Below are 23336 nucleotides of genomic sequence, written 5' to 3'. Positions count from 1 at the left end.
GTGTGAGGGGCGTTTCTGCCACGTCTCTGCCACGAATCGCGCAACTCAGACGAAGTGTGATGTCCCAGAACTGTCACCCATGTCCTGAGACGTCATCACATCCCCTCCCCGCTTCGCGTGGCATCGATGTGGTGTCCAGTCCTCCGCCACTTCGTAGTCCCACAGGGGCGGTTCCGTGGACTCCACGCTTGGCTATTCGCAGACGGCCAAGCGATGAATCTCGCACAGCACATCCCGAAGCCTGTCCCGAGAGACTGGAATCGTCAGCGTCCCGTCGTCCGTGGGCGGTATGTCAGTCGTCTCTAGACGGACGGTCGCAACGCCTGCACCGGCGCTCGCCTCGAGGTATGCCACCCGCTCGACAGGCAGTTTTCCGCGTACGAGTGTGCGCAACGTGTTCGCCTCGATGATCTTGAAGTCCCCGCTGTAGCCGACGCCAAACAAGAGTCCCTCATCGAGGAAAGCGACGCCCTGGAGCATGAAGATCTGCCAGTTCAACTGCGTCGGTTCCCTCCAACCGTTGTCCTCGGCGTGCAAGACGACTTCGCCTTCGCTGTAGGCAAGCCAGTCTCCGCTACGGCTCCAGACTGGCTGACCGGCCTGGGAGACTGAACCGGGTTCTGGTATCGGGGAATCTTCGCTCGGAGAGTACACACTCACCGCTGGTGCTTGATCGTTGGTCCATCCGATGTGGACGTACCCGCGATTGGGATCGCGCAGCGTGATTACTCCGCCCTGCTCGTCGATCGAGTAGGTGCTCACCCATCGGGGGTCTACACCCTCCCAACGCAGGCCCGTGAGACACTCGACAACCTTTGTTGAGTTGAGTTCGCCGTCAGCCTCAAGCACCCCAACCGCCGCGTAGTCCTCTGCATCGGACCGGGTCGATTCGAAGTCGCCGGAGGGTACGTACGTGACGGACATGGCGTCGTTGCAGGCGGGGACCTCGCGGACCCCATCTGGCGTGACAAGTTGGGCGGGCAATTCGGACCAATTCGCGGAGTAGAGGACTGCCGATTGAGCATCAGGCGCAGTGGCGAGCCGCGCCTCCTCAACCATCGCCTCGACAAACGCAATCTGCTTCCCGGCGTCGAGGAACCTAACGCCGTCATTGGTCACGGCGACACCGTCACCGTAGCCGCCGCGGTAGCTGACTCGGTCTGAGTCGGGCGCCCACTTCCACGCATGAGATCCGCTCGCGCGGGAGTAGATGAGTAGCTGCCCGTTTGCGGACGCGCGCACGAGGTACTCCTGACTGGCAATTGTCGTGCCAGCTACTTCACCCTCGGTGGATGTGATGTCGTCGGAGACGTCGTGGCCGACCCACATCGCCTCTGGGCCCGCTTGAGAGATAGCGCAGTCAGTCGAGAATCCGACGGTCCAAGACTCGATCAAACGATAGTCTCCTTCGGCTGAAACAATTAGGTTGCCGAAGGCGCCAGATGACGCCTCCCCACGCAGAATGACTCTGTCGTCGCATACATCCAGCACCGGGTCTCGGAGTTCTGACGTAGCCTGGGCCACCGGTGCGCCAACAACGAGATACGCCCAACCGTTCGGCGCAGTGGTCCAGCCACTCGCGGACACATCGTCCGGCGCCAGATCTATGACAGCTGCTGTGCTGGCGAACACTGCGACATAGATTGACGGACCAACTCGCACTAGTCGAGGTCGATTCGCCGTCGCGGGGTCGTAACCGGCGGGAACGGCGAAGCTGATACTTGACGACGCAGTCGTCGCTCGAATCTCGCCCAGCTCAGATATTGTCACGACGTCACCGGTGAATCGCGACGCGCTGCCCGACTCGGGTGGGGCAACGATTGCGGCTACGTCGCGGACGGCGCTGTCGATCTCGATGGGCTCCAGCGAGTAGCCCTCTCCATCGTCTCGCATGAATGCCCAACCACGGTGAGCATCCACAGGACCAGTGACCGCGAGGAAAGTCCCATCAGAATCCACGTCGCGCACCGCGTCAATCGACAGCGCGTCGCCGAAGTCGAACCACTCTCGCGTGTCGAGGTCGAAGATCCCCGTCCGAAGCCCGACGCTTAGCGCCAGCACATCCGGTGTCTGAGACGTGAGCAAGGCGAGCTCATCCATAATCTGCAAGGTCTGGTCTTCGGCCACCCACTCCGTGCCAGCGACCCATCCATCCTGGGACGCTGAGCTGTAGCTGACCACTAGCCCGTCGGTGGCGGGATCCACCGTGCATGTTGAGAAGGGACCTTCGCCTCCCGTGTCGGGAGGCGTTGACTGGCGCGTCTGCAGGGCTTCAAGTGCGATTGATCCCTCCTTGACACGCACGGAGAACGGTAGGTAGTCCTGGCACGCCACGCCGAACGTGGGGGAAAGCAACTGGAAAGAAGTCAGTTGGCCGGCGGCTGGTCCTGATGCAATCAGCCTTCCCGTTTCGGCGTCATACACGCGCAGTTCGTTCCCATCAGGGGTGGTCCCAGTGACCGCGATTAGCCCGTCGAGCAGGGAGAGGCCATCGCTCTTGAAGTTGCCTGTTTCCACGCTGTGGAGAAGCGCGCCCGCGCGATCCGCGGCGTAGAGCATCGCTGCCCGAACGCTAGGTGTATCCGCGCTCGCTGCCGCCGTGAGTGCGAGCTCCGCGGACCGGACGGCCGAAGACTCGCCAGCAAGTATGGCTTGAGCCGCGTCCGCTTCCGCCCGCGCGTTCGCCGCTGACTCCTCCGCGGCGCGTTGGCTAACCGCCGCCCAGATTGCGGCCGCCGTTGTCGCCAGAAGGAGAAGACTCAGCAGCGCCACGACGACAGTAACCAACCGACGTCGCCTGCGCGCCTGCGCAAAGACGTCCCACGCCACATCCTCTGGGTCGGTACTCGGGCCCTTGATCGCGGCATAGAGAGTGATCAGGAGCGAAGGCCCCACCCGCCCCCGCGCTCGGGACAGATTCGTGTAGGTCTGCTGTCCGGAAAATGCCGACCGAAGTGCAGGCGGGAGCGCGGAAGGCGTCGTGAACCCGTGTCCCGTCCAACTCAGGTCTACGTCGTCAAGCCGAACGAGGAAGAGGCGTTCCGCGGATCCGCCGTTCCTCAGCCAGTGGTCGATCTCGTCATTCACCCAGGACGATTCGACCGTATCTGCCGCGAGGAGGACGACTAGAGACCAGCTCCGCTCGAGGGCGGAATGGATCTCACGCGTCAGTTCTCCTTTTCGAAGGGATGTCGAGTCCTGGAAGACGCGGAAACCTCGCTCGGGGTCATCGATTCGGCCGATCGTCTCAAGAGATGCCTTGATGGCGCGCGCTTGCCGCTTGGCAGTTGAGCGGTAGGAAATGAACGCGTCGTAGTCATAGTCGTGGGTTCGAGGATTGATGTTCGCGTCGCGCTCGTCGTGTCGAGGGGAATCGCCCGAGGCTTTGCTCATGTGCCTGGTCCCAACGGCTCCTGCGGTAGACGCACTCCACGAGAAGCGCGCCAAGTCGTGTGTTCACGTGAGATCGCTTCCTCAGCCTCACCTACAAACATTGCCCACTCGGCTTCGCTCTCGATGGCATCTAGGTGGTCCCTGACCGCGGCGAGTTCTTGAGCCGTCAAGCCATATGCCGTTGCCAGCGTTCTGAATTGTTTCGCCTGAACCCAGGCTGTGCCGGCAGCAACTGCCGCAGCGAGAAGTCCGAGGACGTCGACCTCCACAACGCCAGCGACCACCAACGTGCCACCAAGAACTCCCAGGACTTCGAACGCAAGCAACGCGACTGTCCATCGCCGCGCGGCAATGCGATTTGCGTTTGCTCGGTCGGAGTACCACCTCCGCTGTGCCTCTACCCGACCTTCCCGGTAGATCTGCTTTCGCTCGTTGAATGACGCCCCCCGGATTGCCCGCATCGCAGGCGTAATCTGATTGGTTGTGGACGTGGAGGGAAGGAGCAAGTCACCGAGTTCGAGCAGCAGTTCCCTGACACGCTCCACGAACTCTTGATCCGCCGCAGGCGAGGATGCAAATGACTCGCCTCGCACTGCGTATCGCCATGCCAATGTCTTGGCGGACTCGGCGGCAGCGCGACCTTGGTACCATGTGCGATCCGCCTTCTCGATCGCGTTCCATACCTCGGACCCGACCGCGACCAAGAACCCTCCCAGCACGATCCATCCACCCACGGTTGGCGATCCGAGGGACATTACGAGCCCGCCACCGAATGCAGCGACTAGCAGACCGACAAGTCGAGTTCGAAGTGCGAGCAAGTAGTGTCTCTGGGCGTCGCGCGATGCCGCCGCCGCGGACTGCTGAAGCGCCGGGTAGTTTCCGATCAGAGGATCCATCCGCCTGCCCTCCGCGCCAGGGAATCGAAGCAGGGCTGAGGCCGACATCGCTTCGCGCGCTGCGCCAGCCCTTGCTGGTCGCTCGACGATCGAGACCGCGATACCGCTTCGGACATTGCATCCCCCAGAGTGCGCCTGTGGGCACATTATGCCGGACGTTCGACTGAGCCGGGATTCATCGCTGCATTACCCACCCGAACGAGCGATCCTATGCGCCGTCAATCTGGCCGAGTAGTCGATCCAGCCCGTCGTCGAACAGATCCGCATACCGATCGAGCGTCATCGCGGCCGACGCATGGCCGAGCATCCGCTGCACCGACTTCACGTTGCCGCCGGCGTTCACCGCGATCGACGCGGCGGTGTGCCGCAGGTCGTGAAGAACCATCGTCTCGACGCCAGTCGTCGCCAGCGCAGTCTTCCACCACGACTTCGAGCCCGCCGACGCGCGCACGCGCCGCATGTAGTCGCCGGTCGGGCCGGGGAAGACCAGATCGCTCTTGCGTCGCCCCGACAGCTCCGGCCGCAGCGCGTCGACCACGATCGCAGGGAGTGGCACGAGCCGGGTGCCGGCATCCGTCTTGGGCGTGCTGATGTGGAGCTGACCGTGCACCTCGACGGCGGACCGGTGCACGGTGATGCGTCGGCGCTCGAGGTCGACGTCAGCCACCTTCAGCGCGACGGCCTCACCCCAACGTAGGCCGCAATAGCCGAGCGTAAGCACAAGTGATCGGTGCGACCCGCTCGCGTCCGCGACTCGTCGCAGCTCGTCCTGCGTGAGGTACCGCCGCATCCGTCGCGTGCGCCGGCGCGGCAACGAATCGACTCCGGTAGCTGGATTGCGCGACAGTCGCCCGTCCTCCACCGCCTGCCTCAGGATGCCGTTGAGTACGCCGTACGCGCGGTGCACGATCGACGGTGAACGATCGACCTCGCTCAGCCACGCGGCGACGTCGCCGTTGACCACGCGCCGCAGCGGAACGTTCGCCCATCGCGGAGCGACGTGCAGCCGCCAACTCGTCTCGAGCGGCCGGTAGGCGGACGCCTTGAGCGTGCGCCGCTTGATCTCGAGCCACGCCGGAGCAAGCGAGCCGACTGTCACGCTCGCCTTGCGGGGGTCGGTCCAGTCGCCGGTGATCAGCTTGGACTTCTCCGTCGTCAGCCAGGCCTCCGCCTCGGCCTTGGTCAGGAAACCACGCTTCTCGACCACCCGGTTGCTCGCCGACCCGCCGGCGGTGCGGGGGAATCCAGAAAGGGTGTCTGGGTCAGATACAGCGTGAACAACGAAGCCGTCACCGACCTCTACCTGCGCCTCGGAATAGCGATCGGCGAGTTCTGACCCATCCCGTGTCCGCGGCCGGGGGTATGCCTGGGGTGTAGCCCGAGGAGGTGCTCGCGGTGGATGTGTGGATCTGGGTCGTTCTCGCGGTGGTCGCCGCGGTGCTCGTCGCGGCCGTTTGGTGGAGGCGGCGCGCTCGCCGCGTGTACGTGATCAACCACGTACGGGTTGAGATGCATCCGCCGTGTATCGTCGAGGACCGCGTGATCGAGCACGTCTGGCGCGCGGCGATGTCGATGACGAACACGTCTCGCCGACCGCGGGTTCTGCCGGCGTTCGCCGAGCGCGCGACGGTGGGGGCGGGAAGGAGCGATTACCTTGCCACTGTCTATCTCGACTCCGAGCAAACCGAGGTAAGTCCGGGAGAGGTCGCTCTGATGTGGGTGGAGTTCCTGCTCCCCGCTGCTGCCGGCCATGGCTCCGTCTCCCTGGTGCTACTGCGAGGTCGTCGAGGACCATGGCCCTTGCGATTCGGACCTACCCGAGCGCGCGAGGCGAGACGGCCCTATCGGGTGCTGATCGTCAAGCCCGGCTTGTCGGCGAGGCGGGAGGTGTCCCAAGGTGCTTCGTAGCTCTTAGAGACGACCGTGAGGCTTGTCAGTCTCGGCAGTCGCTCCAGCGGGCTCAGATCGCGGACGAGGTTCGAGTTTTCGCGGAGGACAAGGGTCTGCAAACCGGATAGTCCAGCGAGGGGACTCAGGTCTTCGTAGTCAGCTTCAAGATGAAGGTTCTTCAGTTCAAGATGCCTGAGCGACTTGAGCTGTCCGACGTCTTCGAGTAGGCCCCAGCCTCCGCACGTGTCGAGGATGAGCGTACGGAGCATAGGAAGGCTGGCGAGTGACCTGAGATCCCGGAGGCTCGATGGCCCGAACTCGATCCACTCGCCTTCGATCTCCAGCCGCTGAAGCTGCGTAAGCGCGGATAGCGCATCCAGACCGGGCAGGATCGCCGCTGCGATGCTGAGCTCCTCCAAACGGCCGAGGTGTGAGATTGCCTCCATCGGAGCGGTTCGGTCCAGATCGCCCTCAATGGCAAGACTCTTCAAGCTTCGAAGGCTTGAGACCGCCTCCCAGTTCGTGAAGGTCGTGTAGCCATCCCCTTGGATCAGTCGCAGCTTCCTGAGATTCGCCAGCCTTGACAGCGGGCCGAGGTCGAGGCTCCCGCCCTCGTACCGATACTCATCGAGGCGAACCTGAACTAGTTCGAGTTCCTCAAGTTTCCCTAGGGCTGACAAGCCGTCCAGATTGCCGACCCCTGAGACATTTCGCAATGAGAGCGAGGTGAGCGTGGTCAGTCGAGCGACCTGCTTTGCGCCGCTGAGGTGGATGTCATCCAGGGTCAGGCGCTCGAGCCTGTCGAGCTTCGCGAGCGACGACACGTGGTTGAGATCGCCGGTGGAGTAGAGAACCAGCTCCGTGACATGCCGAAGGTGCGAGACTCCACTCAATTCCCCGAAGTGGCTCATGCCGCCCAACACGAGCTTGGTGAGGCTAGGGAGACCGGATATCGAGTCGAACTCCAATGAGTCCGGCAGTGCTGTGAGTTCGAGTTGAGACAGTCGCTCCAAACCTGCCAGCGGCCGGAAGTCTCCAACGTTCGCAAGGTGAGCAAGCGCGAGCCGCTGCAGGCCGTCGAGGGTTGCGATCGCGTCGATGTTTGCGATGCCCCGCCCTCCACGAATCTCGAGACGGCGTAGATTGACGAGTCCGGCGATCGGATCCAAGTCGACTTCGTCGTCAATCGGGTGGATGGAGAGACCCTCCAGACGCGTTGCGTACTGCATACCCTCGAGGTCCAGCACGCGTCGTGGGTTTCGGTAAGTACTGATGTGGAGGTCGCCGGTCAGGGACTCCATCTGTTCAGCCGAGATTGTGGAGCGCTCACTGACGCGAGTCTCAAGCTTGTCCCACACAATGTTGGCGAGGAGTTCGTCGTCCACGACGCCAAACGCAAAGCGACCGAGTCTGTGCGCTGAGTCCCGCCGCTGTTGCTCGCGGCGCAACAGGAGCGATCGCAGGTGGTTCACGCGCTCACGTGCGTCCTGCAGAGCGCCCAACCGCCGTGCATCCTCGAGCTTCCGTGACTCTTCAGTGCGTCGCTGCTTAGCCTCTCTCTCATCGCGTTCCTGTTGCCGTGCCAGTTCAGCTTCATGGCGCTCCATCTCCGCGCGCCTGTTGCTGCTGATCTTGCTGGCGATCACCGAGACCACGATCGTCACGACAATCGTGAAGATGAATCGTCCGCCGGCGTAGCCCAGTCCGCCGGTGCCGGGGTCCGGGAAGATCTGGTAGCTAAGGAACAGCGCGATTATGAAAGCGGCGATGCCGGCAACTGCTGCCATCGGGACAACTCCAATTGCTCGTTCGAGGTGGTCGGGTCGGGGTTGACTTGCTCAGACGTTGGTTCGCGTTCTAGTCCGAGCGAACTTGGGTCAGATCGAGCCGCGGGCAACGTTCGCGGAGGGCCCCGAAGTCTGCGAGGATCGTGCTTCCGAACGGGCTGCTAATCGCGAACGGTGCGTGCATCGTCGTCTTCGTGCTCATCCTCATTAGGTATGTCGAGTACTCGAGGCTGACATCATTGATCACCGCCATGTACAACGGCTGCTCCGACTCGGGGAGCCGGCGAACTTCTATGTTCCCCTGGAGCCCCTTGGGAACTCGCGCGTAGTCCTCGGCGATCGCGAGTAACGTCTCACGGATGCGCGCCGAATAGTCGATGCCTCGCGTGTCGGCGATCCGATCCTGAGCGCTTCCTGAAGGGTCAAGCGTGATCACGCAGACAGATCCGCCGCTTCTCGCAACTCGGTCGATCGCCTCAATGAAGCTCTCTCGGAACTCCGGTTGAACCCAGGTGTCGAGGGCGTGCCCGATCAGGTATAGCCGCTTGCTCGCCTGCGTGGTAACCCGCCTCCAATACTCCGGCTTCCGTCCATACTTCTCGTCGACCAGTGTCGCGCCGTAGCGAGATCGAGCATCCGCGGCCGATTCGAGCTGGAGTAGCTTCTCGGCGGCTTGGTCAACCACCTGTCGGGTCGCGAAGAAGCCCAGAATCAGAGAGGCCGAAAGGGAGCTGCGGATCCCGGCGCCGAGCGAGAACGCAACAGTGTTCGTGGGCTGGGTAATTCCGGCGCCCACGAAGACCGTGCCCACGCCGACGAGCACTGAGACTGTCAGGGTTCCCGGCCAACGGCTATGTCGCGAGGGCATGCACGAATACTTCCACAGCATCGACCATCGCCCGGACATCGGCGGGGCCCAACAGCGTGCCAGGCCTCACCCTTCGTGCGGTGAGGCCGCTGCAAAGGCGTCGTGCCCGAAGCGGACACGATTCGCGTGGTGAGGGCGATGTCGCACCGCTCTGGAAGTATGAAACGCATGCCAGGTTTCACAGATTCTGAGCCCAGTCCAAGCGACCCGGCCACCGTCGCTGATCTTGAGTCGTCTGAGACCGATCCGACCGTCGACGAGATCGCTCACGTTGAGGACGAACGGAATATCCTCCGCGAATTCGTTGAAGGACTCGGGTTCACGGAAATCAAGAATGGCCAATGGTTCCCGAAACTGCTCGCGATCTCCGTGTCGAGCTATGCGAAGAAGGTCGACGCGAAGTACTTCCAGGACAAGTACGCCGGTGTGCCCGCGGACGCGATCGTCGATCAGCGGATCAAGATGGCCGCACGGTACGCGGCGATCGAAGGAGGTCTATCCGCGACCGCATACACGGGTGCCATTGCGGCGACGATCGGGTCGCTGGGTGGGGCCTCGCCGGCGACCGTGCCAGCCGCGGTCGCTACGGTGATGGTCGACATCGCCTACATCTCACAACTGCAGCTTCGCCTTGCCTACGACATCGCAGTGCTCTATCGCGTGCCGCTCGATGTGGATGACCCGGACGACCTGTGGAAGCTGATACGCGTCGCGTTCACGATCAAGAGCGGCGAGGCGGTTCGCGAGGGCGCGATCAAGGCCGTCCCTGTGCTGATGCGACCCCTTATCAAGCGGTTCTACGCGGGACCTGTGCTGGCCGCCGCCAAGAGCCTCCCAGTCGTCGGGAAGTTCTTGCTCCAGCGCAACCTAATAAAGATCGGTATCCCGCTCGTCGGCATCCCGCTCGCCGTGGTGCTGAACCGCTGGACGACCGCGGTCGCCGGTAGGCATGCTCGAGCGATCTTCCGCAACGAGGCCCGTGTGCTCGAGACTGCGGAGCGACTCGTCGAGCGAAGTCGGCACCCGCAGATGCTGCTTTGGGTGGCCTGGTTCGTGGTCAAGGCGGACGACAAGGTCTCCGACGACGAGGCGTTGTTGCTGCGCCATTTGACGCGTATAGCGCACGAGCGCCATGAGATCGTCGACGATCGGCTCGCTGGGGTCGTTGATATCGATCCGGAGGACGTCTGGTCGCTGGTTGCCGCAGCGAAAGATGACCTCGACGACATCGTCGGCGCCTCCGTTGTCATCGCAGAGATCGACGGGGAGGTCAATCCGCGCGAGCGTCTGGTCCTAGAGGAAATCCGTGCACGTTCGGTGGAGGATCAGGCCGCGTGAGGCGCCGTTAGTCATTCGACCCGCGCTCACGCGATAGATCTATGGCGGAAACCTAAACCTATTCGCGAGTGCTTGGCCACGCAGGCTCGTCAAGTCTGCCCCTTCGCCACCGATGTCTCGATGTGATGTCTCGAGACATGACCCTGAGAGATGGCAATCGCCTGGGGCGTTGGCGACGGCTACCGTGTCAGCCTGGAGTCGGTGGCGTGGTGGATGATTGGCGGGTGAAGGATCATGCCGAGCCGGCGCATCAGGAGGACCTGGCGCCGCCCCGGAGGACCACTCGCAAGCGGCGGCTGGCTTGGTTTCTGACGCTGCTCGCTGGCGTCGTGGTCGCTGTAGTTGTGGTCGCGGGGCTGGTGGCGATCCCGCGCGACAGCGATGGCGATGGGCTTGACGATGCAGTCGAGGAATCGGGATGGCGCACTAGCGATGGCACCGTATATGTCACCGATTCGCACAACGCGGACACGGACGGCGACGGCCTTACCGACTCCGAAGAGGCCGGCGAGGCTGTCTCCGAGTCGCCGGGCAGGACGATCTACGCAGGTATCTCCGACCCCACGAAGTCAGACTCCGACGACGACGGGCTTGAGGACAGGACCGAAGTAGAGGGGTGGCGGACGACGGAGGGCGTCCTCTATCGGACCGAGCCGATGAACCCGGATACCGATGGTGACGGGGTCACCGATGCCGAGGAGGCCGGTGGGGTGCTCCTGGAGGCGGGGAGCGCCGCCTATGACGCGATCTCAAGCCCATTGGTTGCGGACTCCGACGGCGACGGCCTGACGGATCTCGATGAGTACGACCTGGGTACCGACTCGTGGGCCCGCGATACGGACGGCGACGGGCGCTCGGACTTCAGCGAAGTGTCTACGTATGACACTGATCCCCGAGCACGAGATTCGGATGGCGATGGCTATGACGACGACTACGAGATCTCGCACGCGGCCGATGGGTTCGATCCCCTCGAGCCGGCCATCCCTCCTGACCCCGCGCGATGGGCTGAGGACTTCTACGCCGGCGCGGTCTTCGGTGCCTGGGACGAGCGGGATTCCGTCGCCTGGCTTGCTGGGAACGTCACCCAAGGTGGCACGATCTTCGTTCCCGGCGTCGGCGAGGCGATAGGGGCCGTCGGAGATTTCAGGGACTCGCTCGCGCAGGCCCTACGTGGCGATTATGCCGATGCGACGCTATCGGCGCTGGGCCTGGTGCCCGTGATCGGGCTGACTGCCATCACACCCAAGGTCGTCAAGTTCGTCAAGCGATTGCCGAATCTCCGCGTCCAGGTCGACAAGTGGGTCGTCAACCTCGACGTCCCCGACAGTTGGCAGCTCACGTTGCGCAAAGCGGTGTGGGGCTCCAATTGGGACAACCTCACGTCGCGCGGCTTCACCGATGCGGATCTCACCCACATGGGCCCGACGCAACGGGCGAACCTGATGGAGGAAGTCCAGCAGCGGCCGTCGTCCATAGGGTCGCGACAGGCGGCGATCACCGGGGACACTCGTAACGAAATCGGCCGAAACGCTGAGTTGGCCCATGCTGCGAAGCCGGACGCTGAAGGTGCCGAGAACGTCAAGGTTCAGGTGGCGGTCGACGTGCCGGACTCGTGCACCGCAGCCTGCGGCCTACGGCCCACGCGGAAGTTCGATGTCTGCTCCGGCGCTGCTACGGAGTTGTCGTGCGCGGAGGTCAAGGCCGGGTACACGCCGTTGAGCACGCACGACCGGGAAGAGATCGCCCGCGACGCCGAGCTTCTCAAGTCCGGAAAGATCAAGAGCGTGTACTACGCCTTCTATGTGAGCAAGAAGTCGGGAACCGTCGGCGCGGACCCCAGGGTGCTCGAACTGCTCAGGGAGAGCGGCATCCCGTACGAGATCCACCCTTCGAACTGACCGGCGCATGCCGAGATCCGCACGCGAGAGCGTTCCCCCGAGCCGAGCTGGGTTCTCGCCGCCGCCCATTTCAGGGTGTACCGGTCGGAACGGCGGGCATTGTGTGCCTCCCGGGGAGTCCGCGATCATTCGAGTTGGATCCTGGAGTGGTTCGCGAGGACAGCGGACCTCGACGCGGTCGATCCTCACATCCTGAGAGGCGAATGGCACGAGGCTGAGGTGTTGGCGTCGGATCTCATTCAGAGCGAGGGGGCGGTAGGACGACACCGATTGGCCGACGGTCTCGTCCGCCTCGCGAGCACTTGGACGCGGCACCGCGCACCCCGGTGCCCCGAACGGGAGCTCGAGAGAAATGGAGCCGGCCGGCGACGCTTCGGCCTAGCCATCGACTGCGCTCTCCGCCTACCTCTACGTGCGGAAAAGGATAAGGGGCCTCGGCTTGCGCCGGGCCCCTTATGAGTAAGCACCGATCCGCGAAGCGTCCGGTGTTTGTGCGTCTAGTCTAGCCTGAGTGTCACTGATTGAGCCTGTGAGTCCTCGATTTGTCGGCGACGCTCGGCTGCGGCGGCTCGTCGCGGACACCGGGGGCGACATCGCTCTCGCGCACGAGTTGTTCGCGTGGAACGTTCGCGCTTCGGGCGCCGCCATGGAGGCGATCCATGTCTTCGAACTCGTCCTGCGCAACGCCATCGATCGCGAGCTAAGCGTCTGGAACGACGGGATCGCAGGGGGGGCGGACTGGCTCTTGCGCCCGCACCCCTACCTGTTGCGCGCGATGAACCAGAGCGAACTGTCGAAAGCGGTAACGCGAGCGAGACGCATCGCCGCAGACCACGACCGGCCGGTGAGTCACGATGATGTGCTGGCGCAGATGTCGTTGGGAGTTTGGCGCTACATACTTCCTTCGAAGGCGAACAAGTCGAAGCAGAAACTGTGGACAGTCGCCATCAGCAACGCGTTCGCGGCCTGGCCCGGCGAATGGTCGGCAGACAGCATCGTCACACGCGTCGCCAACGTCCACGGCCTCCGTAACCGGGTCGCCCATCTCGAACCGCTCCATCGCTACGACCTCCGCAAGGTCCGGCGAGACATGCGAAGCGTCTGTCACGCAATCGGCCCCGATGTGGCTCGATTCTTCGTGCAGACGGAGCGGCTCCTGCCCGTGATCGAGGCGAACCTCGCCATCTGACGACGTTGGCGACGGCGAAATCCCTGCCACGTTATTGCCACGAATTGAACCAAGTCGGCCTGATTGAAACGGTACTCCGCGACGTCAGATCCCGCGGATTGGTGCGGATTCGGTTGACCTCGATTGCCATCGGCGCGATTTCAAATCCCTCCGTCTCCGCCACTGTGATGTCTCAGGACATCGCGAACGACTGAACCCCGGTTTCCGGGGGTTCAGTCGTTTTTGCGTTGGTAGGTGCTGGTGGGGTCGAGGGTGAATTCGGCGATGAGTTCGCCGGTGTTCAGGGTGATGATGGTGGCGTTGCTGTTGTGGTCGAGGCAGATGACCTCGGTGCGGGGGTGGGCCCGGCCGATACCGAGGTGGAGGAGTCGTCCTGAGCGGCGCAGGGTGATCTCTCCGTGGAGCGCAGGGAAGTGCAGCCGACCGCGGCCCTCCTCGCGAAGCTGTCGGACGCGCTGGGTTTGACGCTGTCGGAACTCATTGCTCGTGCCGAAGGTGAGAGCGTGCGGCTGATGCGGCGGGAGGAGCAGCCCTGATGGACTGATCCGCAGACCGGGTACGTCCGACGTGCGATCTCTCCGCCGGCCAGCGCATCGCTGAAGCTCATCGAGGTCGAGCTTCCGGCAGGAGCAGAGGTGACGTACCCCGCGGAGGCCTACCGGTTCATCGATCAGCAGATCTGGGTGCTGGATGGACACCCGCGGTTCATCGAAGGCGCGGACGTGCAGGAACTCGGTCCCGGCGACTGTCTGCAACTCGGTGCTCCGCAAGACGGCTTGTTCGTCAACGAGTCCGACCAGGCCTGCCGGTACCTGGTCGTGCTCGACAAGCTCACTACGCCACGCGGTCCTTCGTAGGCGCGCTTTCCGCCGTGGGCCGGCTTCCTCGCGCCCTCCCTCGCATCCTGACGTCTCATCGAGAACAGCCCGCGACTCATCGATGAGACAGCCGCGCGCGGCATCCTCGACGCCGCGTACTCCCCGGCCACCACCCGTTAGGACTTACTCATGACTGACACGATGACAACAATGGCGACATTCCTCACCCGCTTGCAGATCAACGGCGAGTACCGCGACGGCAGCGCAGGTGCGGAGTTCGCCGTTCACTGCCCTTCCGACGGGCGCGAACTCGCGCAGGTCGCCGACGCCACAGTCGATGACGCTCTGATGGCGGTGGAGGCAGCAGCAGCCGCCGCGGACGGGTGGAAGAACACCTCTCCCCGTGACCGCGCGGAGATGCTCCGGCGCGCGTACGAGATCATGACGGCACGCTCCGAAGAGGTGGCTCTGACGATCTCGTTGGAGAACGGCAAGTCCCTTACGGACGCCCGCAACGAAACTGCCTACGCGGCGGAGTTCTTCCGCTGGTACGCGGAGGAGGCCGTGCGGTTGGAGGGGCACATCCTTCGGGCTCCATCAGGCGCGAACGACATTGTCGCCACGTACGAGCCGGTCGGGGTGGCGATGTTGGTGACGCCTTGGAACTTCCCGGCAGCGATGGCCACCCGCAAGCTCGCTCCCGCCCTCGCAGCCGGTGCACCGCCATCTTGAAGCCTGCGAAGGAAACGCCGCTCACGGCACTGCTCATCGGGCAGATCCTGGCAGAGGCAGGCGCGCCCGCCGGCACCGTGAACATCATCCCGACCACCTCCGCCGGTCGAACAGTCTCACGAATCCTGGCGGACGACCGGGTACGGGTTCTCTCTTTCACCGGCTCCACGGAAGTCGGGCGAGTTCTGCTCGCAGAAGCGGCGAAGACGGTCGTTCGCCCGGCGATGGAGCTCGGAGGCAACGCGCCGTTCGTGGTCCTCGACGATGCGAACCTCGCCGACGCGCTCGACGGGGCCATGGTCGCGAAGTTGCCCAACGGCGGACAAGCCTGCACCGCGGCGAACCGGTTCCTCGTCCACGACAGCATCGCCGAGGCGTTCGCACTCGAACTGGCTGCACGGTTCGATGCGCTCACGGTGGGACCGGGCCATGAGGAAGCCACCGACATCGGGCCCCTGGTCAACCAGGAATCTGTCGACAAGGTGCGAGAGCTGGTCGACGATGCCATCGCCCGCGGCGCACGGCGAATCACGCAACGCACGGAGGTGCCCACCGTCGTGCACTTCTATCCGCCGACGGTGCTGGTGGAAGTCCCCGCAGACGCCAAGATCATCCAGAAAGAGATCTTCGGACCCGTCGCGGCAATCGCCACGTTCGCTGACGAGGCCGAAGCCATCGCGCGAGCGAACGACACAATCTTCGGACTCATCTCGTACGTCTACAGTGCAGATCTCGGCAGAGCCATGAGGGTCGCGCGAGCCTTCGACAGCGGAATGGTCGCCGTGAACCGTGGCATCGCATCCGACGCCGCAGCACCGTTCGGCGGTTCGAAGCAGAGCGGTCTCGGACGAGAAGGAGCGCACGAGGGAGTACTCGAGTACCTCGAGCAGAAGTACATCGCCGTCGACTGGTAGGGGCTAACCGTGGCCAACGTGCGCCGACGACGGTCGTCGGCGCTCATTCGTCGTGCCAAATGGAGGGCACCGGAGATAAGGAACCAAACAATGACGTCTGTTACTCACGACCGCAAGATCCCGTGGAAGGTGTCCATCGCGAGCTTCGTGGGCACCACCATCGAGTGGTGCGACTACTACATCTTCGGCCTCCTCGCCGCGACAGGAGTGTTCGGCCGGTTGTTCTTCCCTGAGCAGGAGCCGGGCATCGCGCTTCTCCTGGCGTTCCTCACGTACGCGGTCGGTTTCGTTGCCCGGCCGTTCGGAGGGCTGTTCGCCGGATACTACGGCGACAAGATCGGACGTAAGCCGATGCTCGTGCTTTCGCTCGTCATCATGGGCGTCGCCACACTCGCGATGGGCTTCCTTCCCACGTTCAACCAGATCGGGATCGCAGCGCCGATCCTTCTCACCGTGCTCCGGCTGTTGTAAGGCTTCGGGGCCGGAGCGGAATGGGCGGGCGCGGCGGTCATCTCCACCGAGCACGCACCAGAAGGACGGCAAGGCTTCTTCGGGAGCTTCACCCAGATGGGCGTTCACCGGTCTCGTCATCCGTGCGAAGCTCGAAGACTCGGAGGAGTTCAAGGAGCTCGCGGAGGCGGGGGAGACGGCATCCAACCCTCTCGCCACAGCGTTGAAGAACGAACAGCGAGGCATCTGGCTAGTTGTCGGCATGCGCCTCGCGGAGAACGCCGCGTTCTACCTCTACACGACGTTCTCCATCGTCTACATCATCCGCGTGTGGGGCGATGAAGGCCGTAGCCAGGGAACGCTCTCGGTTCTCATCGCATCGGCCGTGGGGCTGTTGGCTGTCCCGCTGTGGGCAGCGCTGTCGGACCGTATCGGCCGCCGACCGGTCTACCTATTCGGTGCCATCGGCAGTCTAGTGTTCTTCCCGCTGTACTTCGTGCTCACCGACCTAAAGGTGGCGGGGCTTGCCACTGCGGCAGTCCTCATCGGTGGCCGTCTTCCACAACTCCATGTACGGACCTCAGGCTGCGTTCTTCAGCGAACTGTTCTCCGTCAAGTCTCGATTCAGCGGTGCCTCCATGGGGTATCAGTTCGGATCGATCCTTGCCGGTGGCATTGCGCCGCTGGTCGCGACAGCGCTCCTCGACGCCGGCGGCGGCAGCCCGATCTGGGTCATCGTGTACTTCTCTGGATTGTGCGTGGTGACCATCACCTGCGCGGCCCTCGCTCCGGAGACGGTGAAGCGTGCCATGCGGGAAAGCAGGCGAGAGAAGGCCTCCGTGCGGTGACACGGACGTCACGTCCCCGCTAAGTGAAGCGACCCGGTCTGTTCTCAGGCCGGGTCGCTTTGTGTGGGATGCAACGTACGAGGGCAGACGGACGAATCGACACGTGCCACAGCCATTCGGGCAATAGGCGCTGACATCGCCCGGCGGGAGAGTGGAGAGATCATTCCCATTAACAAAGGAGTACGCAGGACTGCACAGGGCGTGAGGAACGAACTGGTGACAACTGATCGTTAGTGCCGGGAGGCGCTGGCGGGGAGGATGTCATCATGCCCGGTCCCTATCCCAGAGAGTTCCGCGAAGACGTTGTCGCGGTCGCTCGCAGCCGCGAGAGCGGCGTCGCCATCAAACAGATCGCCACCGACTTCGGGATCAGTGAAGCAACCCTGCAGAACTGGCTCCGCCAGGCCGATTTCGAAGACGGCAATCGTCCCGGCCAGACTGCTGGGGACGCGGCCGAGGCTCGGAGCCGAAGAAGCGGATCCGGTTGCTGGAGCAGGAGAACGAGGTCCTCCCCCGTGCGGCGGCGTATCTGTCGCAGGCGAACCTGCACCTTGGTGGCCCCCAAAATGACGAACCCGCTCGTTGCTGAGCTCGCCGAAGCGGGGATTCCCGTGACGGTGTCGTGCCGGGTCCTCAAGCTCGCAAGACAGCCCTACTGCCGGTGGCGCAACGCCGCTGTCCGGGACGCGGACGTGCTCCGCGCGTATCGGATCAACGCGCTGCATGACGCGCATCATGACGACCCGACGTTCGGGTATCGATACCTTGCCGACGAAGCCCGTCGGGCGGGGTAGCGGATGAGGACGAGCCGCACCCGGCGCAGCCCGAGGCGGGGCTGCGCCCATAGCGATGGCGCCGATCGTGGCGCCGCGCCGACGGATCCTGGCCCCTACCACTCCGCCAGTCGACCCGCCAGGGCCTCCTTGCCGCAGCGGCCGAGGGGCATCATCCTGAGCATGTCCGACAGCGCTCACGATCCCGACATGACCCACGAGCAGAAGCTGCGCGACCAGTTCCTGCGCGCGGAGCACTCCACCGAGGCCGATGCGGCACCGCGCATCGAGGTGACCGAGCACGACGGCAATGTGCGCATTGACGTCGCCGACACCGCAGCCGTGCGCCCTGGCCCCGGGCCGGGCGTGGACGGTGCCGACGACCCCGCAGACGCACCTCGCTCCGACTGAGCTCGGCGGCGAGGCCGGCTGTCGTCGTCTCGCCTCTCCGGTAGCCTCGGAGCATGGCGAATGCACCGGCGCAGACCAAGAGACGCGAGGCCTTCGGATCGCGCAACGTCTTCATATTGTCGGCGATCGGATCCGCGGTCGGGCTCGGCAACATCTGGCGGTTCCCGTACGTCGCCTATGAAGGCGGCGGCGGCGCGTTCCTCATCCCTTACCTGTGCGCACTGCTGACCGCGGGCATCCCGCTGCTGTTCTTCGACTACGCGATCGGGCACCGCTTCCGCGGCTCCGCGCCGCTGGCGTTCCGGCGCATGAGCCGCGCGGCTGAGCCGCTGGGCTGGTGGCAGGTGCTGATCTGCGTCGTGATCGCCACCTATTACGCCGTGATCATCGCGTGGGCCGCGATGTACACCTGGTTCTCGGCCCAGATCACCTGGGGCGAGGGCAACGAGCAGGACTACTTCTTCTCCGACTTCCTGCAGATGGGCGACATCGAGAAGGGCGTCTCGCTCGAGTTCGTGCCGCAGGTGGGCATCCCACTCATCGGCGTGTGGCTCGTCGTGATCATCATCATGGCGCTGGGCGTCAAGCGCGGCATCGGCGCCGCGAACATGATCTTGATGCCGCTGCTGACGCTCATGTTCGCCACGCTCGTCGTGCAGGCCCTGTTCCTGCCGGGAGCGATGGACGGGCTCAACGCGTTCTTCACCCCGAACTGGGAGGCGCTCGCCGACCCCGGCGTGTGGGCGTCGGCGTACGGCCACATCTTCTTCTCGCTGTCGGTCGCCTTCGGCATCATGGTCACCTACTCGTCATATCTGAAGCGCAAGACCGACCTCACCGGCTCCGGTCTCGTCGTGGGCTTCGCGAACTCCGGCTTCGAGATCCTCGCCGGCATCGGCGTGTTCGCCGCCCTGGGGTTCATGGCCCAGGCGCAGGGCACCGACGTCTCGGGCGTCGCATCATCGGGCATCGGGCTGGCGTTCATCGCCTTCCCGACCATCGTCTCGCAGGCCACCGGCGGCTCGATCCTCGGGGTGCTCTTCTTCGGCGCCCTCGTTTTCGCGGGAATCACCTCCCTCATCTCCGTGCTCGAGGTGGTGGTCGCCGCCCTGCAGGACAAGCTCGGCTGGGGCCGGGTGCGCACCACGCTCACAGTGGCCATCCCGGTCGCCCTGATCTCGATCGCGTTCTTCTCGACCACCACCGCGCTGCAGGTGCTCGATGCGACCGACGCGTTCATCAACGCCTTCGGCATCATGGTCGTGGCGCTGGTCGCCGTCATCCTCGTCGCCTGGATCCTGCGCAAGCTGCCGGTGCTGCGCGAGCACCTCAACAAGCGCTCCAGCTTCCGGCTCGGGTGGGTCTGGATGCTGCTGGTGGGGGCGCTCGCCCCGGTCGTGCTCGGTTACCTGTTCATCAGCGAGATCATCACCAAGGTCACGACACCGTACGAGGGCTATCCGCTCTGGTTCCTGGCGATCTTCGGGTGGGGGATGGTGGTCGCGATCATCGTGTTCGCGATCATGCTGTCGCTGCTGCCGTGGAGCAGCCGCTCGCACGCGAAGGATGATCCTGAGTACGACGAGTTCCTCGTCGTCGAGGATTACGAACCGGATGCCGAGACCGGGAGCATCGCCGTGGCGGATGCCCGCCAGAAGGGAGCGCGGTCATGACCCCCACCGCCGTCGTCATGATGATCGTCGCGATGGTCACCGTATGGGGCGGGCTCGCCCTCGCCGTCGCGAACCTCGTGCGTCATCCCGAGGCCGTCGAAGACGAACCGGCGCCTCCCGTCGAGCTCTGAGGAGAGCCTGCCGGAATGCCGGAACACTGGCCGAATCGGCCGGGTGGTGGTTGAATCCGATCATGCCGTTGGGTGGAATGTCGGGCCTCGAATCAGAGCGTGTGGCCGATGCGCTCCGGGACGACATCATGTCGGGCCGACGCCCGCCGGGGTCGCGACTGGTCGAGCGCGACATCGCGGCCGAGCTGCAGGTGTCACGGCTGCCGGTGCGTGAGGCCATCAAGGCGCTGGTCGCCGACGGGATCGTCGTGGCACGTCCGCGCAGCGGAGCGACGGTCCGCGAGTTCTCACCGCACGACCTGCAGGGCTTCTTCGAAGTCCGAGAAGCGCTCGAGACGCTGTCGTTCGTGCTCGCCGCCCAGCGCGTCGATGAGGCGGGCATCGCACTGCTCGAGTCGCTCGTCGCGCAGGAGGCCGCAGCAGCCGCGCTCGACGACATCGAATCCGCACGCCAGGCGTCTACGGCGTTCCACATGGCGGTCGTCCGTCTGTCGCAGAACGCGATGCTCGTCGAGCTTGCGGCCTCCCTCGTCACCCGGCTGCGCTGGCTGTTCGGGCAGCATGACGACCTCGCCGACATGGCGTCGACCCACCGCGAGATCCTCGACGCGATCCGCGCGCGTGATGTCGAGGCCCTGCGCCGTCTGGTTCCCGAGCATCTCGCCGAGGGACGGGCGGCCGCTCACGAGCGCATGTTCGGGGCATCCGCTCCGCGCGAATGAAGCCACCCCACCGCTGTGGGTGGGGTGCCGGTACGCTCGATGCGGGAGGTACTCGTGGGACGAACAGCTGATGCCGTCGCCGAGGGCGTCGCGATCGCCACGGCGGCCGTTCGGCTGACCGTGAAGAACCAGATTCTGGTCGGGACGATCGCGCAGGGAGGCACCTTCGAGATCGACCACTACATGGACGAGGCACGGGTCGCGCTGCGCGCGATGGCCGACGAGTCCGAGCAGGCCGCAGAGCACCTCACGGCGCTGCGCAAGCGCGCGCGTGGCCGGCACTCCGACCCGCACGGCACTCACGACTACCGCGACCGGGACGTGCGAAACCTGCGGCGCCGCGCCAAGCAGTCGCTCGGCGTCGCCACACATCTGCGCGAGATGACCGACGATCCCGAGGCGCTGCGAGCGCTCGTGGAGGAGGCGAGGGCCGCGGCGTGGACCGATGTGCGCAGCAATCTCGATCGTCGGCTGCGCGTCGAGGGGATGCGCGCCGATCAGGATCCCGAGTACGAGCAGATGCGCGAGGCTCGGATGCAGGCGCTCAAACTCGTCGATCTGCAGGCGCTGTCGTCGGAGCAGCGCGCCCGCCGCAAACGGGAGAAGGCGGCTGAGAAGGCAGCGGAGAAGGACACATCTCGGGCCGAGCGAGACGGCAAGCGCGCACTCTGGACACGCCGGGCGTGAGCCTGCTCCGACCCGATTTCACTTCTCGCCGAAACGTGTTGTAGGCTGTTCTTCGGCCCGCTGAGCGGGCCGTGCGCCCCTAGCTCAATGGATAGAGCATCTGACTACGGATCAGAAGGTTGGGGGTTCGAGTCCCTCGGGGCGCGCACTGTGTTGAGACAGTATTGAAACCCCCGTCGCGGAAGCGGCGGGGGTTTCGCCTTTCCAATGCAGCTGGGACATGCCGCCGGAAGCTCTGGGGCCGAGCCGGTTGCGCTATGTCTGCGGCCCCGAGAAGACCGGGCGGACGTAGGCTGGAGAGGTGACTGCGTACGTCTCGGCTTTCGACCTGTTCTCCATCGGTGTGGGGCCCTCGAGCTCGCACACCGTCGGTCCGATGCGCGCCGGCGTCGACTTCGCGGATCGGCTGAAGGTCGAAGGCCTGCTCGGCGACGTGTTGCGGGTGCGATGCGAGCTGTTCGGCTCGCTGGGTGCGACCGGGCTCGGACACGGCACGCCGGATGCCGTCGTCGCCGGCCTCCAGGGGCTGCACCCCGAGACCTGCGACCCCGACGACGTGCGCGAGCTGTGGAGCCGCTGGCCGGAGGGGCGCGACCTGCTGCTGGCGGGCGAGCACCGCATCTCGTTCGCGAAGGACGACATCGCGTTCGTGCCTCGCACGCGCCTGCCCGGTCACCCCAACGCGATGACCCTGCACGCCCTCGACGCCGACGGCGCAGTCGTGCTCGAGCAGACCTATTACTCCGTCGGCGGCGGTTTCATCCGTCGCGACGGCGAAGAGGTGCGTGTGACCGCAGCCCCCCAGCCCTATCCGTACGACACCGCCGAGGAGCTGCTCACGCTCTGTGACGAGACGGGGATGTCGATCGCCGAGATCGCCCGCGCGAACGAGATGGCGGTGCGCTCCGAAGAGCAGGTCGCGGCCGGCCTCGACGCAATCTGGGATGCCATGGCCGCCTGCGTCGACGCAGGGCTGCACTCGGAGGGCACGCTGCCGGGCATCCTGAAGGTGAAGCGTCGCGCAGGTGACATCCGCCAGCAGCTCGAGGCGGTCGAAGCCGACGGGCATCCGGCGCTTCCCGGCGAATGGCTCGGTGCCTTCGCCCTCGCGGTGAACGAGGAGAACGCGGCCGGCGGGCGCGTCGTCACCGCCCCGACCAACGGCGCGGCGGGCATCCTGCCAGCCGTCGCGATGTACTGGTGGCGTTTTCTCGCCGACTCCGGTCTGGGAGTCGGCAACGCGGTCACCCCACACGGCGAACTGGTCGGCAGTGCCCTGCTCGGCTTCCGACCGTCGGACGGCTCGACGGCCTCCCCGGCCGGCTCGACGGCCTCCTCTGGGGCCCTGGACACCCCCTCTGGGGCCCTGAGCCTGCCGACGGGCCCGGCCTCCTCTGGGTCCCTGAGTCTGTCGAAGGGCCCGACCTCCCCGGACGGTGAGGTCGACGCGCTGGCCGAGGCGAATCGCCGCCGAGGCATCCGCCGGTTCCTGCTCACCGCCACCGCGCTCGGGTCGCTGTTCAAGGCGAACGCATCGATCTCGGGCGCCGAAGGCGGCTGCCAGGCCGAGGTCGGCTCGGCTTGCGCCATGGCGGCGGGTGGCCTCACTGCGGTGATGGGCGGAACCGTCCGGCAGATCGAGAACGCCGCCGAGATCGCCATGGAGCACCACCTCGGTCTCACCTGCGACCCGATCGGCGGGCTCGTGCAGATTCCGTGCATCGAGCGCAACGCGATCGCCGCGTCCACCGCCGTCACAGCCGCCCGTCTCGCACTGCGCGGCGACGGCCATCACTACGTCTCGCTGGATGCGGTGGTCGAGACGATGCGTCAGACCGGGCTCGACATGTCGACGAAGTACAAGGAGACCAGCGAGGGGGGCCTCGCGGTGAACGTCATCGAGTGCTGATCCGGCGGG

Annotated in this window: 18 protein-coding genes, 1 tRNA gene and 2 pseudogenes; 15 read left to right on the top strand and 6 right to left on the bottom strand. The window is 64.9% G+C overall.

Annotated features, from left to right (window positions below; all coding sequences use genetic code 11):
- Positions 1-192: 192 nt before the first annotated feature.
- The 5 genes from PGB26_RS02060 to PGB26_RS02040 all read right to left on the bottom strand — a co-directional run bounded on the left by PGB26_RS02060 (position 193) and on the right by PGB26_RS02040 (position 8789).
- Positions 193-3393: a toll/interleukin-1 receptor domain-containing protein gene (locus tag PGB26_RS02060; RefSeq protein ID WP_271638644.1), complete on the bottom strand. Its 3201-nt coding sequence runs from the start codon at positions 3391-3393 to the stop codon at positions 193-195.
- Positions 3390-4289, bottom strand: a complete 900-nt coding sequence (locus PGB26_RS02055) for a DUF4231 domain-containing protein (protein WP_271638643.1) — start codon at positions 4287-4289, stop codon at positions 3390-3392. The genes PGB26_RS02060 and PGB26_RS02055 overlap by 4 nt, the downstream gene beginning before the upstream one ends.
- A gap of 208 nt (positions 4290-4497) precedes the next feature.
- Entirely contained in the window at positions 4498-5496 is a 999-nt protein-coding gene (locus tag PGB26_RS02050; RefSeq protein WP_271638642.1) for a tyrosine-type recombinase/integrase, read from the bottom strand.
- Between the two features lie 634 nt (positions 5497-6130).
- A complete protein-coding gene (locus tag PGB26_RS02045; protein ID WP_271638641.1) occupies positions 6131-7966 on the bottom strand; it encodes a hypothetical protein in 1836 nt (611 codons plus the stop codon).
- Between the two features lie 70 nt (positions 7967-8036).
- Positions 8037-8789: a hypothetical protein gene (locus tag PGB26_RS02040; RefSeq protein ID WP_271638640.1), complete on the bottom strand. Its 753-nt coding sequence runs from the start codon at positions 8787-8789 to the stop codon at positions 8037-8039.
- Between the two features lie 213 nt (positions 8790-9002).
- Here PGB26_RS02040 and PGB26_RS02035 point away from each other — a divergent pair, with 213 nt between their 5' ends.
- From PGB26_RS02035 to PGB26_RS02025, 3 genes are all read left to right on the top strand, one after another.
- Positions 9003-10172 (top strand): hypothetical protein, encoded by a 1170-nt coding sequence (locus PGB26_RS02035; protein ID WP_271638639.1) that lies wholly within the window; start codon positions 9003-9005, stop codon positions 10170-10172.
- Between the two features lie 224 nt (positions 10173-10396).
- Complete coding sequence (locus PGB26_RS02030; protein WP_271638638.1) at positions 10397-12070, top strand: hypothetical protein; 1674 nt, start codon at positions 10397-10399, stop codon at positions 12068-12070.
- A 511-nt stretch (positions 12071-12581) separates the two neighbouring features.
- Positions 12582-13259: a hypothetical protein gene (locus PGB26_RS02025; protein WP_271638637.1), complete on the top strand. Its 678-nt coding sequence runs from the start codon at positions 12582-12584 to the stop codon at positions 13257-13259.
- Positions 13260-13471: 212 nt separating this feature from the next.
- On the opposite strand, the gene PGB26_RS02020 is transcribed toward PGB26_RS02025, so the two are convergent.
- The gene (locus PGB26_RS02020) at positions 13472-14014 is read right to left on the bottom strand and encodes a hypothetical protein (protein WP_271638636.1); all 543 of its coding nucleotides are present in this window, start codon (positions 14012-14014) and stop codon (positions 13472-13474) included.
- Between the two features lie 252 nt (positions 14015-14266).
- Here PGB26_RS02020 and PGB26_RS02015 point away from each other — a divergent pair.
- From PGB26_RS02015 to PGB26_RS01965, 12 genes and pseudogenes are all read left to right on the top strand, one after another.
- Positions 14267-15723, top strand: a pseudogene (locus PGB26_RS02015) (NAD-dependent succinate-semialdehyde dehydrogenase).
- Positions 15724-15813: 90 nt separating this feature from the next.
- The gene (locus PGB26_RS02010) at positions 15814-16194 is read left to right on the top strand and encodes an MFS transporter (protein ID WP_271638635.1); all 381 of its coding nucleotides are present in this window, start codon (positions 15814-15816) and stop codon (positions 16192-16194) included.
- A 241-nt stretch (positions 16195-16435) separates the two neighbouring features.
- Positions 16436-16660 (top strand): annotated as a pseudogene (locus PGB26_RS13870) (MFS transporter); the annotation flags it as partial.
- A gap of 61 nt (positions 16661-16721) precedes the next feature.
- Positions 16722-17021, top strand: coding sequence for a hypothetical protein (locus tag PGB26_RS02005; protein ID WP_271638634.1), 300 nt, complete (start codon positions 16722-16724; stop codon positions 17019-17021).
- Positions 17022-17287: 266 nt separating this feature from the next.
- Positions 17288-17815 carry a transposase gene (locus PGB26_RS02000; RefSeq protein WP_271638633.1) on the top strand — a complete coding sequence of 176 codons (528 nt, stop codon included), beginning with the start codon at positions 17288-17290 and terminating at the stop codon, positions 17813-17815.
- A 162-nt stretch (positions 17816-17977) separates the two neighbouring features.
- Positions 17978-18205, top strand: coding sequence for a multidrug transporter (locus PGB26_RS01995; protein ID WP_271638632.1), 228 nt, complete (start codon positions 17978-17980; stop codon positions 18203-18205).
- A 53-nt stretch (positions 18206-18258) separates the two neighbouring features.
- A complete protein-coding gene (locus tag PGB26_RS01990) occupies positions 18259-19878 on the top strand; it encodes a sodium-dependent transporter (protein ID WP_271638631.1) in 1620 nt (539 codons plus the stop codon).
- Positions 19875-20009 (top strand): methionine/alanine import family NSS transporter small subunit, encoded by a 135-nt coding sequence (locus PGB26_RS01985; RefSeq protein WP_271638630.1) that lies wholly within the window; start codon positions 19875-19877, stop codon positions 20007-20009. Before PGB26_RS01990 ends, PGB26_RS01985 begins: the two co-directional genes overlap by 4 nt.
- Before the next feature lie 101 nt (positions 20010-20110).
- Positions 20111-20731, top strand: a complete 621-nt coding sequence (locus PGB26_RS01980) for a GntR family transcriptional regulator (RefSeq protein WP_271638629.1) — start codon at positions 20111-20113, stop codon at positions 20729-20731.
- A gap of 54 nt (positions 20732-20785) precedes the next feature.
- Positions 20786-21418, top strand: coding sequence for an asparagine synthase (locus PGB26_RS01975; RefSeq protein WP_271638628.1), 633 nt, complete (start codon positions 20786-20788; stop codon positions 21416-21418).
- A 73-nt stretch (positions 21419-21491) separates the two neighbouring features.
- Positions 21492-21564, top strand: a tRNA-Arg gene (locus PGB26_RS01970).
- A gap of 155 nt (positions 21565-21719) precedes the next feature.
- Complete coding sequence (locus PGB26_RS01965; RefSeq protein WP_271638627.1) at positions 21720-23327, top strand: L-serine ammonia-lyase, iron-sulfur-dependent, subunit alpha; 1608 nt, start codon at positions 21720-21722, stop codon at positions 23325-23327.
- The last annotated feature ends 9 nt before the right edge of the window (positions 23328-23336 follow it).

It is taken from the genome of Microbacterium sp. nov. GSS16, from assembly GCF_028198145.1.
In the GTDB taxonomy this organism is placed as follows: domain Bacteria; phylum Actinomycetota; class Actinomycetes; order Actinomycetales; family Microbacteriaceae; genus Microbacterium.
Note: the sequence above shows the minus strand (reverse complement) of the source record. Positions and strands in the feature narration are given on the sequence as shown.